The organism is Neisseria sp., from assembly GCF_030530745.1.
In the GTDB taxonomy this organism is placed as follows: domain Bacteria; phylum Pseudomonadota; class Gammaproteobacteria; order Burkholderiales; family Neisseriaceae; genus Neisseria.
In genome coordinates this window covers 182865-197945 of sequence record NZ_JAUMUI010000001.1, presented here as the reverse complement: position 1 = coordinate 197945, position 15081 = coordinate 182865, and the positions used below count along the sequence as shown (strand labels likewise).

General features: G+C 54.3%; 16 protein-coding genes and 1 pseudogene. 10 read left to right on the top strand and 7 right to left on the bottom strand.

Annotated elements, in window-relative coordinates:
- Positions 1-32 precede the first annotated feature (32 nt).
- Both Q3970_RS00930 and miaA read right to left on the bottom strand, forming a co-directional pair.
- The gene (locus Q3970_RS00930) at positions 33-2045 is read right to left on the bottom strand and encodes a site-specific recombinase (protein WP_303098735.1); all 2013 of its coding nucleotides are present in this window, start codon (positions 2043-2045) and stop codon (positions 33-35) included.
- A gap of 90 nt (positions 2046-2135) precedes the next feature.
- Positions 2136-3086, bottom strand: a complete 951-nt coding sequence (gene miaA / locus Q3970_RS00925) for a tRNA (adenosine(37)-N6)-dimethylallyltransferase MiaA (protein WP_303098734.1) — start codon at positions 3084-3086, stop codon at positions 2136-2138.
- 147 nt (positions 3087-3233) lie between these two features.
- Here miaA and Q3970_RS00920 point away from each other — a divergent pair, with 147 nt between their 5' ends.
- Positions 3234-4100: an ATP-binding protein gene (locus Q3970_RS00920; RefSeq protein WP_303098733.1), complete on the top strand. Its 867-nt coding sequence runs from the start codon at positions 3234-3236 to the stop codon at positions 4098-4100.
- Positions 4101-4165: 65 nt separating this feature from the next.
- Here Q3970_RS00920 and Q3970_RS00915 read toward each other — a convergent pair whose 3' ends face one another.
- On the bottom strand, positions 4166-4585 hold the full coding sequence (locus Q3970_RS00915) for a DUF2846 domain-containing protein (RefSeq protein ID WP_303098732.1): 420 nt from the start codon (positions 4583-4585) through the stop codon (positions 4166-4168).
- 31 nt (positions 4586-4616) lie between these two features.
- The gene (locus tag Q3970_RS00910) at positions 4617-5222 is read right to left on the bottom strand and encodes a Slam-dependent surface lipoprotein (protein WP_303098731.1); all 606 of its coding nucleotides are present in this window, start codon (positions 5220-5222) and stop codon (positions 4617-4619) included.
- 310 nt (positions 5223-5532) lie between these two features.
- Here Q3970_RS00910 and metZ point away from each other — a divergent pair, with 310 nt between their 5' ends.
- From metZ to Q3970_RS00880, 6 genes are all read left to right on the top strand, one after another.
- Positions 5533-6702: an O-succinylhomoserine sulfhydrylase gene (metZ, locus tag Q3970_RS00905; protein WP_303098730.1), complete on the top strand. Its 1170-nt coding sequence runs from the start codon at positions 5533-5535 to the stop codon at positions 6700-6702.
- Between the two features lie 55 nt (positions 6703-6757).
- The gene (locus tag Q3970_RS00900) at positions 6758-6964 is read left to right on the top strand and encodes a DUF2788 domain-containing protein (RefSeq protein WP_303098729.1); all 207 of its coding nucleotides are present in this window, start codon (positions 6758-6760) and stop codon (positions 6962-6964) included.
- Between the two features lie 66 nt (positions 6965-7030).
- On the top strand, positions 7031-7897 hold the full coding sequence (folP, locus tag Q3970_RS00895; RefSeq protein WP_303098728.1) for a dihydropteroate synthase: 867 nt from the start codon (positions 7031-7033) through the stop codon (positions 7895-7897).
- 695 nt (positions 7898-8592) lie between these two features.
- Positions 8593-8799: a dioxygenase gene (locus Q3970_RS00890; protein WP_303098727.1), complete on the top strand. Its 207-nt coding sequence runs from the start codon at positions 8593-8595 to the stop codon at positions 8797-8799.
- Positions 8799-9182: a VanZ family protein gene (locus tag Q3970_RS00885; protein WP_303098765.1), complete on the top strand. Its 384-nt coding sequence runs from the start codon at positions 8799-8801 to the stop codon at positions 9180-9182. The genes Q3970_RS00890 and Q3970_RS00885 overlap by 1 nt, the downstream gene beginning before the upstream one ends.
- A 385-nt stretch (positions 9183-9567) precedes the next feature.
- On the top strand, positions 9568-10713 hold the full coding sequence (locus tag Q3970_RS00880) for an iron-containing alcohol dehydrogenase (RefSeq protein ID WP_303098726.1): 1146 nt from the start codon (positions 9568-9570) through the stop codon (positions 10711-10713).
- A gap of 301 nt (positions 10714-11014) precedes the next feature.
- Here Q3970_RS00880 and Q3970_RS00875 read toward each other — a convergent pair whose 3' ends face one another.
- Together Q3970_RS00875 and Q3970_RS00870 are read right to left on the bottom strand one after the other, a co-directional pair.
- The gene (locus Q3970_RS00875) at positions 11015-11800 is read right to left on the bottom strand and encodes a basic amino acid ABC transporter substrate-binding protein (RefSeq protein WP_303098725.1); all 786 of its coding nucleotides are present in this window, start codon (positions 11798-11800) and stop codon (positions 11015-11017) included.
- 117 nt (positions 11801-11917) lie between these two features.
- On the bottom strand, positions 11918-12169 hold the full coding sequence (locus Q3970_RS00870) for a hypothetical protein (RefSeq protein ID WP_303098724.1): 252 nt from the start codon (positions 12167-12169) through the stop codon (positions 11918-11920).
- 134 nt (positions 12170-12303) lie between these two features.
- Between Q3970_RS00870 and Q3970_RS00865 the strand changes: the two genes are divergently transcribed.
- Positions 12304-13116, top strand: coding sequence for a hypothetical protein (locus tag Q3970_RS00865; RefSeq protein WP_303098723.1), 813 nt, complete (start codon positions 12304-12306; stop codon positions 13114-13116).
- Between the two features lie 39 nt (positions 13117-13155).
- Here Q3970_RS00865 and Q3970_RS00860 read toward each other — a convergent pair whose 3' ends face one another.
- Entirely contained in the window at positions 13156-13311 is a 156-nt protein-coding gene (locus Q3970_RS00860; RefSeq protein ID WP_303098722.1) for a hypothetical protein, read from the bottom strand.
- A 59-nt stretch (positions 13312-13370) separates the two neighbouring features.
- Here Q3970_RS00860 and Q3970_RS00855 point away from each other — a divergent pair.
- Together Q3970_RS00855 and Q3970_RS00850 are read left to right on the top strand one after the other, a co-directional pair.
- A pseudogene (locus Q3970_RS00855) lies at positions 13371-14224 on the top strand (IS630 family transposase).
- Positions 14225-14763: 539 nt separating this feature from the next.
- Entirely contained in the window at positions 14764-15072 is a 309-nt protein-coding gene (locus Q3970_RS00850; RefSeq protein WP_303098721.1) for a hypothetical protein, read from the top strand.
- Positions 15073-15081 lie beyond the last annotated feature (9 nt).

Sequence of the window (15081 nt, the reverse complement as noted above, 5' to 3'; positions counted from 1 at the left end):
TTTGCTTTTGCCCGGATCAGCCGTGCGGGATTTTAGGACTGCTTGTGCCCGGCCTTGCTGCCTTTGGCAGCATCCGCCACGATTTGCACGGGGAAAAACAAGTGCAGGGGGTTGGCTTTGATTTGCAGCCAGGTGCTTTTTAAGAGGGCGGGCACACTTTCGATACGGGTGCCGCGGGCGCGCAGGGCAACGGTGAGGGCGAGGGTGAAGCTCACCAGCAGGTTGACCAGGCCGATGAGCAGCACGCCGGCAAGGGTAATCATAAAGGCGGCAAAACCGAGATTGCCGCTTACGGCGGCATAGCCGATGTTGGCCGATGAGAACGCCACATGGCGGATATCGAGCGGCAGGTCGAGCAGGTGGCCGACGTAGCCGGTCATGCCCAGCAGCATGCCGAAAATGAAGTTGCCCATCATCGAGCCGTAGTTGCGGTGGATATAGTCGCCGAAACGCTGGCGCGCGTGCAGCGGCACGGTTTTTCTGAGCAGCGGGTTGACGGTGAGGCGGCGGCGCAGGTCGAGATAGTCGGCGCGGTTGTCGAAAAAGCCCGCGATGATGCCCGAGCAAAACAGCCACACGCCGGCAATGGCGGCATACCACAGGGTAGGCTCGGTGAACGGGCGCACCGATTTGAGTTGGTAGGCAACGTTGCCGGCGTTCAGAATCGGCGTGCCGGTGTTGGCGGCAAATGCCACCGAAACCAGTGCGGCCAGCAGCACGGCCACGCTGACGTTGCCGAACACGGCCACGCTTTGCGAGCGCACCACGTCTATCAGCAGCGAAGCGAGTTTCACATCAACGGCGCGGCCCTTTTCGTTGTGTTCTACCTGTTCGGCAAAGCTGGCGGCGGTCATGGCGGGCTGTTTGGTGGCAACGGTTAGGCCCAGAAGTTGGATCATCATGAACCCTAAGCCGTAGTTCAGGCCGCTGAGCAGCGATGTGGTGAATTCGCTTAGGCCCATGCCGCCGATGTGGATTTTGTTCAGCGCCATCAGGGCAATCAGCACGCCGCCGCCGGCCGCCGAACGCAGCATGGCGAAATATTCGCTGCGGTTGCGGGTGATGTAGTGCCCGCCGCGGTTGCTTTTGTTTTCGGTGATGCTTTTGGCCAGCATTTTCACGCTGCTGTGCCACAATTGATCGGTGCTGTGCTGTTCGACGGCGGCGGTGGTCATCGAGCTGAGCAGAACGGCGGTGTGGTATTCGGGGTGGCTGCCGGTTTGGATATTGAGCAGCAGTTCGAGCCGCTCTACGGTTTGCGCCAGCCGTTCGATCAGGTGGGCGACTTTCACCGAAGAGCCGGAACCTGCCCCCGTGCCGCGGCGGCGCAGGCGCTCTATCTGGCTGCGGCATTGGTCGAGCATCACTTCGATATGGGCGGTGTCGTAGGGGGAGGTTTCGGTTTGGTAGTGTTCGGCCAGTTTGGCGGTTTCGCGCTGGAGGGCGATAAAGGCGGAGTTGGTGTCGAGCAGGCGCGGTTCGATGCGGATCAAATCCTGATCGAGCGCCTCGGCGGCTACCCACACGGAAAGCATTTCCAAAGCGTGCAGGCGTGCCTGCGCGAGCTGGCGCGAGGCCGCCTGAACGGCGGCGGTGTCGGCGTGGTTTCTGATCAGGCGGTAGAGTTTCAGCCATTGTTTGGCCGACACGGCTGCAAGCCATCTGCCGTCGTTTTTCGAGTGGAAGAGATAAAGAAAAATATCGTGCAGGTTGTTTAAATCTTTATAAGAAGGGTTGAAGCGCTCGTAGAGGCGAATCCCCATTTCGCGCGCGAAACCGCTGCGCGAAAAAATGCCCAAACCCACCAGTGCGGGATAGATGCGCACTTGCGCGAGCCAGGTGTAAAAGCGTTTGGCAAACCGGTGGCACAGAGCTTCGTTTTCACCGAAAACTTCAATCAGCGCACCAATGCGCGCCGGGGCGCGTTTGATGCCGCCCTTGCGCAGGAAATCGGTTAGGGCGTTGAGTACGGCTACGAAATCGGGGTTGTCGGCATGTTTGCCCAACAGTGCGTAAAGTGTGGGTTTGATGCTGTTTTTCTTCATCTCGTTTGGAGGAGGTGTTTTATTTCAGGCGTTAAAGCTTGGGTTATTTTAATAAAATTACAACCGTTGCGGGGAAAGATTGTCAACAAATTACACGCTGCCGCCGAAATGCCGGCCGGCTTCGGCTAAGGCCGTCTGAAGCATACCGCAGCCGCTGCCGTAGGGATCGATCACTTTGTTTATCGGGGTTTTGCGCAGCCAGGTAAGCTGGCGTTTGGCAAGCTGGCGGGTGGCGGCGGTGCCTTTCTCGATAAATTCCTGATAGCCGTATTCGCCCGCCAGATAATCCCACGCCTGGCGGTAGCCTACGCAGCGCATGGAAGGCATATCGGCGGTGAGCGCGGGGTATTCGGTTTGCAGCAGTTCGACTTCACTTAAAAAGCCTTGTTCGAGCATGGTTGCGAAACGCTTGCCGATTTGCGCGTGAAGCAGGGCGCGGTTTTCGGGAATCAGCGCCACAGTGTGCAAATCGAGCGGCGGGGTGTGCGCTTGCTGCCCGGCGAAATGGCGGCTCAAGGGTTTGCCGGTGAGGATAAACACTTCGAGCGCGCGCTCGATGCGCTGGCTGTCGGCGGGTTTCAAACGCGCGGCGGTGGCGGGATCGCACTCTTGCAGGCGGCGGTAGAGGTGCGGGAGTCCGTGTGCGGCCTTTTCGGCCTGCAAGGCGGCGCGTACGGCAGGGTCGGCTTCGGGCAGCGTGTTCAAGCCTTCTGCGAGGGCGTGGAAATACATCATGGTGCCGCCCACAATCAGCGGCAGTTTGCCGCGCGCGCCGATTTCATGCGCCAAGCGCACGCAGTCGCGCACGAAGTCGGCGGCGCTGTAGGCTTCAAGAGGGGAAACGATGTCGATTAAGTGGTGCGGCACGGCGGCGCGTTCGGCGGCGGCGGGCTTAGCGGTGCCGATGTCCATGCCGCGGTAAACCAGTGCGGAATCAAGGCTGATGATTTCCACGGGCAGGTGTTCGGCAATTTGCAGGGCAAGCCCGGTTTTGCCGCTTGCGGTCGGCCCGAGCAGGGCGAAAGCTTTCGGTGCGGTCATTTGAAATGATGCAGAAACAGATAAAGGAAAAGATTATAACAAAGGCTGTTTGAAAAGCATTCTGCCTCTTTCAGACGGCCTGCATGCAAAACAGGATAAAATAAAGCCAATCTGTCTGACTGTTTGAGCGTCTGAAAAAGGAAAACCATGAAACCCGCAAAATTCTTCAAACTCGCCGCTTCGGTGCTGCGCCGCCTCGATACCCTGCTGCCGCCCGAAGCCGCCGACCCCGATTGGCGCGCGCTGGCTTACCGCTGGCAGAGCATAGGCAGGAAGGGCGTGCTCGAAAGCCTGCCCGAACCGCACACTTTTCCGCTCGGCCGTTTGGCGGCGGTGGACACGCAGATGCGGCGGCTGGTGCGCAACACCGAGCAGTTTCTGGCAGGGCGTCCCGCCAACAGCGTGCTGATGACGGGCGCGCGCGGCACGGGCAAATCTTCACTGGTTAAGGCGCTGCTGCACGAATACGCTTCAGACGGCCTGCGCCTGATAGAAGTGGACAAAACCGATTTGGTTACGCTGCCTGCTCTGTTGGGCGTGTTGGAAAAGCGCCCCGAAAAGTTCATCGTGTTCTGCGACGATTTGTCGTTTGAAAGCGGCGACGAAACCTATAAAGCACTCAAAACCGCGCTCGACGGCGGCCTCTCGCAGCGCTGCGCCAACGTGTTGGTGTACGCCACCTCCAACCGCCGTCACCTGATGCCCGAATATATGGACGAAAACCTTGCAACCACGGGCAGCCGCGGCGAAGTGCACCCGAAAGAGGCGGTGGAGGAAAAAGTGTCGCTTTCCGACCGCTTCGGCCTGTGGCTGAGCTTTTACCCGTTCGACCAAAACGACTACCTGCAAGCCGCGGAAAACTGGTTGGCCGATTTCGGCCTGCCGTTTGACGAAACCGCCCGCAAAGCCGCACTCAACTGGTCGCTCACGCGCGGCAGCCGCTCCGGCCGCACCGCGTGGCAGTTCGCCGTCGATTGGGCGGGCAGGCTGCCCGAAGAGCGGGCGGCAGATTGAGAAACAGCCCGTTATCAATAAAGGCCGTCTGAAGTTTTTCAGACGGCCTCTCCGAAGGTCGAAACTTAAAAGCTCTGCACGGTTCCTGCAATTTCGGCTTTGCATTGTTCCAAAGGAACATGCTGGAATTTAGGCCTGCCGACGAACGCGCCGAATCCGACAGAGGCTTTGACGCATTGGATTCTGTTTGGCTGCAGCGGCACGGTTACACCGCGGCGCGCCTCGGTTTTTGCCCATATTTCGTAATCTCCCGGGGGCAGTTCGGTGCTGATATAGCCGCCGTTGCGCAGGTGGCCGATGGGGGTGTCGTTGGCGTTGACATCAAAATGTATGCCGCCGCCTTTGAGCGCTTTGGTGCGGTAAACATATAGTTTGCTTTGACCTTCGGCAGGCTCTTCCAAGCCTGAAAAGGCTGTGCCGGTAGCACCGCAGGCAGCCAATAATAAAGATGCCGCACTGACGGCGAAGATTTGTTTGAATTTCATTGATAAATTCCTTTTTGATTGATTTTGTTTATCAATAACGTTTTCCGCCGAATGCGGTATCCAAGCTCGAATTGTTGTCGAATTTAACTACCCCTGCGGTTTCGGCGGCATTCGCACCGAACAGGCCGCCTTCGTAACGCCCGCCGCTGTTGCCCAAAACGCTTGCGTTTCCTGAATATTGGGCGCCGCTCAGACGGCCTTCATGGAGGGTGATGTCGCGGCGCAGGCCGGGCATGGTAATTTCGCCGCTGACGGTTTTATTGCCGAAATCGACAGTAACGCGGCTGGTGCCGTCGGTGATGATATCACCGGTAAGGCTGTCGTTGCGCACGGCGTTGCCGTAATAAGTGGCCTTGCCTGAATTGGGAATGTCTTTTTCCGGAGTTAAGGTGCCTTGGTAACGCAACTCTTGAACTTGGTTGCTGTTATTGACCCAAGCGCCGTAAAAAGACGAATCCTGGTTCCAGCCGACCAGTTTGCCGTCTGTAGTCTGCCCGCCCACTAAGCCGTTATCGCTCAAACTTAAATTGATGCGGGTGCCGTCGGGTGTTTCGGCCGTGCCGGAACCGCCGCCGCCGCTTCCGCAGGCCGCAAGCAAGAGGGAGGAAATGCCGATAACGAATACAAAGTTTTTCATGGTTGAAGTCCTTTTACAGTAAGGTCGTTTTATGCGGTTTTGCCGTGTAAAAATTATTTCATTTTTTTTTTTTTTTTTCAACAAGTTATATTTTTATTTTTACCTTTGTTAAGATATATTCATGATTTTGTTATGAAAATAGTCGGGCGGTTGCTGCGGGTTCTGCCTTTTCTTTTAACAGAAACCTGCATTTTTCAAAGCATTTCAAAGGTTGAAACCCGCACCGAATAGGCGCAAAATGTTTGCCGTTTTCCACCCGGCCGTGCGCATGTTGCGGTGCGGTTTTATTTCACGCAGAGAAAGCATTCCGATGAGCGATAAACTACACCCCGAAACGCTGGCGATACGCGGCGCGAAAAGCCAAACCGAATATAACGAACACAACCAGGCCCTGTTTTTAACCAGCAGCTTCAAGTTCGACAGCGCGGCGCACGGTGCGGCGCTGTTTGCCAAAGAAGTGGAAGGCTACACCTATTCGCGTACCGCCAACCCCACCGTGTCGGCGTTCCAGCAGCGCGTGGCCGTTTTGGAAGCGGGCGAGGGCGGCATCGCCACCGCCACGGGCATGGCGGCGGTTCAGGCGGCATTGCTGACGTTTTTGAAGGCGGGCGACCATCTGATTGCCAGCCGCAGCCTGTTCGGCACCACAGCGGGCTTTATCAGCGGCATCGTGTCGAAATTCGGCATTGAAGTTACGCTGGTGCCGCAAACCGATATCAACGAATGGCGCGCGGCGGTGAAACCGAACACCAAAATGCTGTTTCTTGAAACGCCGTCCAACCCCCTAAACGAAGTGGCCGATCTCGAAGCCTTGGCCGCCATTGCCCATGAGGCGGGTGCGCTTTTGGCGGTGGACAACAGTTTCTGCACGCCAGCCATCCAGCAGCCTTTGCGCTTCGGCGCCGATTTGTCGGTGCAGTCGGCCACCAAAGGCATAGACGGCCAGGGCAGGGTGCTCGGCGGCATTATCGCGGGCCGGAACGGGCTGATTAAAGAAATCGCCCTGTATGTGAATTCGGCAGGTGTGGCGTTGTCGCCGTTTAACGCATGGGTGTTGCTCAGCGGTGTGGAAACCCTGTTTGTGCGCATGGAAAAACAGGCGGCCAACGCGGCGCAGGTGGCGGCGTGGCTGCGCACCCGGCCGCAGGTGAAGGCGGTGTATTATGCGGGGTTCGACGACCACCCGCAGGCGCAATTGGTGCGCAAACAGCAAAGCAGCGGCGGCATCGTGGTGGCCTTTGAAGTGGAAGGCGGCCAAGAAGCGGCTTGGAAGGTAATCGATTCGGCCAAAGTGTTCTCGAAAACCGCCAACTTGGGCGACGTGCGCTCCACCATCACCCATCCGTGGACCACCACCCACGGCAGAATGGCGCCCGAAACGAAACTCGAAGCCGGCATACAGCCCGGCCTGCTGCGCCTGTCGGTGGGTTTGGAAAACGTGCAGGATTTGATTGCCGATTTGGAACAGGCGCTGGCATAAGCTTTCAGACGGCCTGTTTATAAAGGCCGTCTGAAAAAACAATAAAGGTAAAAATATGGATGAAGCAGTATTTGCCGATTGGGCGCTGAAAATCTGCCTGACCGGCTTGGTGGTGTTTCTCGGTTTCATCGTTTGGAACTTGGGCAAAGAATCGAAAGCCGGCAAATTCGGTATGTTTATTCTGTTTTTGGTTTTAGGGCTGGGCGTGTTCGGCTTTATTTTCAAAAATGTATTAATCGAATTTTTTGTATTGACGAAATAAAGGCGGCAAAGGCCGTCTGAAAACATCTCATGCGGCAAGCCACCGCTTTCACAGAGACAACAACCGATGAACACACACTGGCAGTGCGGCCGCTTCAACATTGATTTGTCGCGGCCGAAAATCATGGGCATCGTCAACCTGACACCCGATTCGTTTTCCGACGGCGGCGCCTATTCGCAAAACGCCCGCACCGCATTAAACCACGCGGAGCGGCTGTTGCAGGAAGGCGCCGACATTCTCGACATCGGCGGCGAATCCACCCGCCCCGGGGCGGATTATGTGCCGCCCGAAACCGAATGGGCGCGCGTGGCGCCTGTGCTCAAAGAGCTGGCCTCGTGGAATGTGCCCGTGAGTTTGGATACCCGCCGAACGGCAGTGATGAAGCGGGCGCTGGAGCAGGGCGGGGTGGACATCATCAACGATGTATCTGCTCTGAGCGACGACGGCGCAGTGGAATTGCTGGCGCAGCAGCCCGCCACGGGTATCTGCCTGATGCACATGCAGGGCCTGCCCGCTACCATGCAAAACAATCCGCAATATCAAGATGTTGTGGCTGAAGTTGCCCGCTATCTCAACGGGCGCGCGGCAGTTTGCACCACAGCGGGCATTGCCCGCGAACGCATCGTTCTCGACCCGGGTTTCGGTTTCGGCAAAAACCTGCAACACAACACCGCGCTGATGCGGCATTTGCGCAGCCTGATGCAGCAAACCGGCCTGCCGCTGCTGATAGGCGTGTCGCGCAAGCGCATGATAGGCGAGCTGACGGGCGAAGCCGACGCTGCGGCACGCATACACGGCAGCGTGGCGGCGGCGTTGGCGGCGGCGGCGCGAGGCGCGCAGATTCTGCGTGTGCACGATGTAAAAGCCACCGCCGATGCGGTAAAAGTCTGGCAGGCATTGGGTGTGTTTGAAGGCGGCGGGAAGGCCGTCTGAAAAAACGGATGGCATCCAACCGAAAACAAACCGAACATTGCAGGCAGAAAATTCAGGCTTTGTGTTGCCTTTGCAACATCAAACGAACAGAATCCGAAAAATATTTGACTGCCTTACTGCAAATCAGCATAATACGTACATCAGGTTGCAATGAGCAGCTTGATGTTTTCTCCTCTATTTCTCCTTTGTAGACTTGGCGCATACCTTAACCGGATATGCGCATTTTTTTGTCTGTAAGGTTCGCTTGCGAAATCAAACGCTTCTAAAGCAGTTTCGGAAAAGTTTCGGGCAGCCCGGCTGGCAAGGTTTTCCAAATGTGCCGGCAGTATGCGCAATACAGGTACATAGCAAAAATAAAATACCCGGATTGTAAAATAAAATAAGCGGAATGATTGACTAGGTGCCGGCGTTTCGGCATAATCCTTTCCGTTGACTAATTTCTGTATTCAGTTGATAGTTTCTCCTCTATTTCTCCTTTGTAGACTTGGCACACATTCTTGTGAATGTGTGCATTTTTTTGCCTGTTGATTGTGGCGGTTCGGTTTTATTCGTTTGTGTTCTATTGTGAACCAAGTTGGGTGCGGCAGGGTATTTCAGACGGCCACGGCGGGTTTTGCAAAGGCTTCGGTTTGCGCTGGCGGATATCGGTCGAGGCGTTATAATCATATTTTATCTAACTGGTTAAGTTGGTTGTTATGCAGGCAGTTTTAGATTTAATCCGCACTGAATCCGCCGACGTAGTGGCTGAAACACTGGATTTTCTGCTTTATGAGTGCAGTTTGGACGAAGCGCCTTCGCGTGGCGATGTGGCCGGGTGGTGTGATATTCTGCAGGCGCGTGGTGGAAAGTTCGAGCGTTTGGCGCAAACCTGCCGGATTTGGTTGGAAGAGGAGGGAGTTTGATACGGATACCCAAAAACCGTTTTGCACTGTTTGCCGTGTTGTGGTTTGTTGCCGCAGTATATTTGCTGCTGTTCAGCGAGTCCGACGGCGGAGCCCCGCCGTTTGTCCATTTTGATAAGGTGGTGCATTTCGCGCTGTTTTTCGCCCAATTTTGGCTGCTGGCCAAAGCTTTTATGCAGGATGGCCTTGCCGTGCCTTACCGGTTGCTGTTTGTGTTGGCCGTATTGGCCGCTACGGGCAGCGAAACCGCGCAGGCTTTATTTACCCGCACACGCGAAGGTAGTATTGCCGACAGTATTGCCGATATGTTTGGGGCGGGTGCGGCACTGTGGCTGGCATATAAAGTTGCTTCGGCAAAACGTGTGTTCGGCAGGGCTTCTTAGCGTCGGGCTGTATTGCCCTTCCGTTTTTTGATATTGTGATCCGGATGCTGTAATTCAGATCAGGCAGTTTAAATTAACGGTTCTGCAGGCAGAGTGGGTGGTGTGTTTTGAACAGGCTTTCGGCCGTCTGAAAGATTGCGTTGGCGCAATAATGTGCCGGAAACTTTCAGACGGCCTTTCTCTGCAAACAAAGCAAAAGAAGTGAAAACATGTTTCAAATATTTAATATTAGGTAAGATAACGCTAAAAAACAAACGCAGGCGGATTTTCAGCTTGCAGCCGTTTGCGCCTTGTGGCAATTTGGACGGTACCGGTGTACAGGCGGTTTTCAGAAAAATACGGCACCGGCGGAATGATTTCTGCAAACTACACAAGGAGCACTATCATGGCAACACAATTCTTCATGCCCGTTCAAAACATTATCGGTGCCGGTGCGCTGGCTCAGGCGATGGACGCGATTGCCGCGCTCGGCCTGAAAAAAGCCTTAATCGTAACCGACGGCGGTTTGAGCAAAATGGGCGTGGCCGACCAAATCGGCGGCTTGTTGAAAGAAAAAGGCATTGATTATGCCGTATTCGACCAAGTGCAGCCCAACCCCACCGTAAGCAACGTTAATGCCGGTTTGGCGAAACTGAAAGAAAGCAGCGCCGACTGCGTGATTTCTTTGGGCGGCGGTTCTTCCCACGATGCGGCCAAAGCCATCGCCATCGTGGCGGCCAACGGCGGCAAAATCGAAGACTACGAAGGTTTGGATAAATCGAAAAAACCGCAAATCCCGCTGGTGGCCATCAACACCACCGCCGGCACGGCTTCGGAAATGACCCGTTTCACCATCATCACCGACGAAACCCGCCATGTGAAAATGGCCATCGTCGATAAACATGTTACCCCGCTGTTGTCGGTGAACGAACCGGCCCTGATGGAAGGCATGCCCGCCCCCCTCACCGCCGCCACCGGTATGGACGCGCTTACCCACGCCGTGGAAGCCTATGTTTCCACCGCCGCTTCGCCGATTACCGATGCCGTGGCCGTTAAAGCCATCGAGTTGATCGCCCGTTATCTGCCCACCGCCGTGAGCGACCCGACAAACAAAGAGGCGCGCGAACAAATGGCCTATGCGCAGTTTATGGCGGGCATGGCGTTCAACAACGCTTCGCTCGGTTACGTGCACGCCATGGCGCACCAATTGGGCGGTTTCTACGATCTGCCGCACGGTGTCTGCAACGCCTTGCTGCTGCCCCACGTAGAACGCTTCAACCAACAGGCCGCCAAAGCGCGCTTGGATGAAATCGGCGCGATTTTGGGCAAAAACAACCCCGATTTGGCCGGACTGGACGTTATCGGCGCCATCACCAAACTGGCGCGCATCGTCGGTATTCCGAAATCGCTGAAAGAATTGGGTGTGAAAGAAGAAGACTTCGACGTGTTAGCCGAAAACGCGCTGAAAGACGTTTGCGGCCTTACTAATCCGATTCAGGCAGACAAAGAGCAGATTATCGGCATCTTCCGAGCCGCTTTCGACCCGGCTTGATGAACCGGACCGATCGTTTAAGCTTCTAAACAATAACAAGGCCGTCTGAAACGTTTCAGACGGCCTTCAGATATATAGCAAAACCAACTGACTTAATAACAGTTTCGTCATGTTCGGGCTTGATCCGGATATCTTACTGTTACTGAAACCCTAAATACTTGGGTCAAGCCCGAGTATGACGGGGCTTGAGTATTTCAGACGGCCTCAAGGCAGTTTTGCAAAGGTCTCGGCTTGCTTGTTCAGGCCAAAACAAAAGCCCCTTGCGGCCAAGGGGCTTTTGTTTTGTTTGCAGCGAACCGCCTTATTTAGCGAAATACTTGCTTTGGATTTTTTCATATTCGCCGTTTTCGCGTACTTTGGCCAGGGCGTCATTCAGCATATTCAGCGTGGCGGTATCGTCTTTACGCACGGCCATGCCGTAGTTTTCCGCTTCGAAATCAGGCACGGCAACCATGCTGAAGCCTTTGTCGCCATTGTTTTTCACATAGTTGCCTACAACGGCGCTGTCGGAAATCACCGCATCAAGGCCGCCGTTTTCCAGCTCTTTAATCACCAGCGGCAGGCTTTCGAAACGGGCGATTTTGGGGCTGTTGCTGCCCAAGATTTTAGAAGCGGCAAAATCACCGGTTTGGCCGGTTACCACGCCCACTTTCTGTGCTTTTTTCAGATCTTCGACCGAATTGATGTTTTTACCCTTCTGCACCAGGATCACTTGCGTGATTTCAAAGTAGGGGTTGGTGAAGCTCATGGTTTGTTTGCGCTCGTCGGTGATGGTGATGGCCGAGAGCAGGATATCCACGTCGCCGTTGGTTAACGCGGGGAAAATGCTGTCCCACGGCTGGTGTTTGTATTCCACTTTGAAGTTGCCGGCTTCAGACATGGCATTGAGCAGGTCGATATCGAAACCTTCGATTTGGTTGCTGGCGTTCATCGATTCGAACGGGGCAAATTCGGCATTGGTGGCAACGCGGTATACTTTGTCGGCACCGGCACCTGTTGAGGCGGAACCGCCGCTTTGGCCGCCACAGGCGCCTAAGGCTAATGCGGAGCAGGCGATGGCGGCGGCAATCCATTTTTTCATGTTCATTTTGAGTGTTCCTAGGAAATTAAAAATAATTATTTTAACATAAGCCAACAAAAATACATCTTTAATACGGTTTGGGCTGTTGTCGCCTGCATATGAAGGCCATACGGTTGCAGGTTGTTAACGCTCTTTTTCGCGGAAAAAGGCATAAGTAACATCGTGGAACAAATCCGTGTGCGGGCTGTCTTCATAATTAAGTTCGGCCAAGGCATCTTCAAAGGCAAGCTGCACCGACTCGACCACATCTTGTGCGGTATCGGCGGGCAGGGCGCGCACCATGCCTTTGAAGGCAGTGGCCAATACATGGTTTTGCATGCGCAAAACGTCGCAGGCTTCTTCGAGATATTCCAAGCGCTGTTCTATGCTGTTCATGATTTTTCTTTCGGGAATCTGTTAGAATGCAGCATTATAGCGCAAACTCAGATTTAAACTTTGGCGGCACGGAAACTGAACCGGTTCACGATATAAAGCGGCGGCAACAGGCCGCAGACAATAAGGATAAACACATGACTAACCGCAACATGCCGGAAGCTTCCGGCAACGATAACGGACAAGAAGAATTCGACTGGGAAAAAGGTTTGGAAAAATTGCGCGAGCAGCGCCATTCGGGGCGAAGTGGAGCGGTAAGGCCGCAGGCGCAACGCCCGGCACCCGCCCCACAGGCCGCACCGAAGCGTGCCAAACCCGCGCCGGAAGAGGCACAGCTGAATGCCAAGGCTGCCGAACGGATGCTGCGCGAATATTTGCAGCAATGGCAGCAGGAACACAACGACCCGCTGGCCGACACCATTACCGCCGAAACCGACACCACCGTGTTGTTGCAGGAAGACTGGCTGGCCGCGCAAACGGCTTTGCAGTCGGCGCGGGTGGACGACGGCAAATTGGAAAGCACGCGCACGGTATGGCTGAATCCCAAGCGGCAAAGAGTTTCGTTTGCCGACCCTTCCGCACAGCAGCAGGAGGAGGGCGAAACGGTGCGGGAAGAAGACGGCAACGTATTTGAAGAAGCCGTGCAGGCCGAAGAATGGCTGCCGGTTACGGTGAAGGTAATCAACCCGCAGGTTGATCCGCGCAAGCCGGTGATGTGTTTGTCGGAACAAGAGCTGCTGGAACGCCTGATCCGCCGGCTGCGCCCGCACCTTACCGATGCAGTGGCCGGCATGGTGCGCGTGGCGGTTCAGAAACAAACTGCCGCACTCACCTACCAGCTCCAGCAGGTTCTGAACGAGCAGACTCCCGCTGTGGTAGAGGAAATCCTCGACTACAACCTTAAAGCCGCCATGTCGGAAATCAAATACAGCCTGAAATACAAACGCTGATACGCCGTACCGGCAAGGCAGGCCGTTTGAAAACCGGGTTTAGGTGAAACCGCCGCAGCACAAAATATGTGCACAGGCGGGTTTGCAGAAGCCCAAGGTTTTCAGACGGCCTTTTTTCAACCCGTTATTGAGGCCGTCTGAAAAAGGGCAGGCCGGATAAATGCCGTATTGATAAAAAATCAGCGTAAGGGACATTTCAACATATAGTGAATTAAAATAAGAATTCCGAACTTTACCCCCTTACCGACAGAAAAATGGCCTACCCGATAGAACTCCGGCAAAAAGCAATCGAATATTACCGGCAATGCAAAAATGCAAGCCAAGTCTGCCGTGTATACGGTATCAGCGACAAAACGCTGAGCAGTTGGCTGCGACTCTATGAACAAACAAGTTCACCGGCGCATCAAGTTAAAGGTGGTAATGCCACAAAAACAGACAGGCAACAGCTTTCGGACTATCTCAAACAACATCCTGATGCCTACCTGTACGAAATCGCAGAACATTTAGGGTGCAGCACCCCAAATGTCAGCTACCTGCTCAAAGTCATGGGCATCACACGAAAAAAAAGACCGCCACATACAAAGAACAAAAGCCCGAACAAGTAGCTGCTTATCAACAAGCATTGGGCCAATATACTGACTATCAAGCAGTTTTTCTTGATGAAACAGGGTTCGACACCTTTTTTTACCGCCCTTACGCCTACTCGGAAAAAGGCGTACCCGTCAAAGCACAAATCAGCGGCAGGAAATACCGACGTATTTCATTGGCTGCAGCACAAATCCAAGGTAAAGGCAGCCTGATTGCACCCATGACCTATTGCGGCACCATGGACGGCAGCCTGTTCGAAGCATGGTTTGAGCAGATGCTGCTGCCCGAACTGACGGAGAAATCCGTCATCATTATGGACAATGCCCGCTTCCACCGTATGGTGGTTTTGGCTGAAATGGCGCAGAAGCAGGGACATAAAGTATTGCCCCTTGCACCTTATTCACCCGAGCTTAATCCGATTGAAAAGGTATGGGCGGATATTAAAAAGCATTTGCGGAAAGTTTTACCTGCCGTGGGAGATTTTATGACTGCATTACTACGGAGTTCTTATTTTAATTGACTATATGATGAAGTGGCGGGGTTCTCTTGGGGGGATATAGCGTTTTTGAGGGCGGAGGAGTTGGTGATATAGCTTCAGTATCTCTATCACCATTCTTAGAAATAAAATTTGACTTCAGTTGTGGCAATGCTTATCATGATCACTTCTCAAATAAGAAAAATAGTATAACAGAATGAAGCACTTGCACCTCACTCCCCACCAAACCCAATACTATGCCTGGCTGCTCACCCGTCAGGCACAAAGCGGCAGCATGGATTAGCTGGCGGGCACGCTGGTTGATTCGCAAGTGGATCTGAATCCGCATCAAGTCGATGCCGCCTTGTTTGCCTGCCAGAATCCTTTATCGAACGGCGTGATTTTGGCGGATGAAGTCGGCTTGGGCAAAACCATTGAGGCCGGCTTGGTGATTTTGCAGTGCTGGGCGGAGCGCAAGCGCACAAACAAGTATTCAGATAGTCTTGGTTGTCGATATCGACTGCCGCCAATAACAACTGCAAAACGACGCCACCCACCGCAATTTCGGCTACTTTGAGCAAGAAGTGCAAAAGCTAGACGACTGGATGGACGACCTCAAACACGGCTTGGAGCAAGACATCAAAGAAACCGACCGCGAAATCAAAGAAGCCCGCCGCACCGCTGCCACCGCCGCCACGCTGGAAGAAAAGCTGGCTTGGCAGAAAAAACAGCGCGAACTGGAAAACAAACGCAGCAAACAGCGGCGGGAGCTGTTTGACAAACAGGATGAAATTGAAAACCAACGCAACCGATTGATTGAAGAGCTGGAAGAGCAGTTGAAACAGCAGGTGGAAGAGAAAGAATTGTTTTTTATTGAGTGGGAGATGGTGTGATGAGGATAA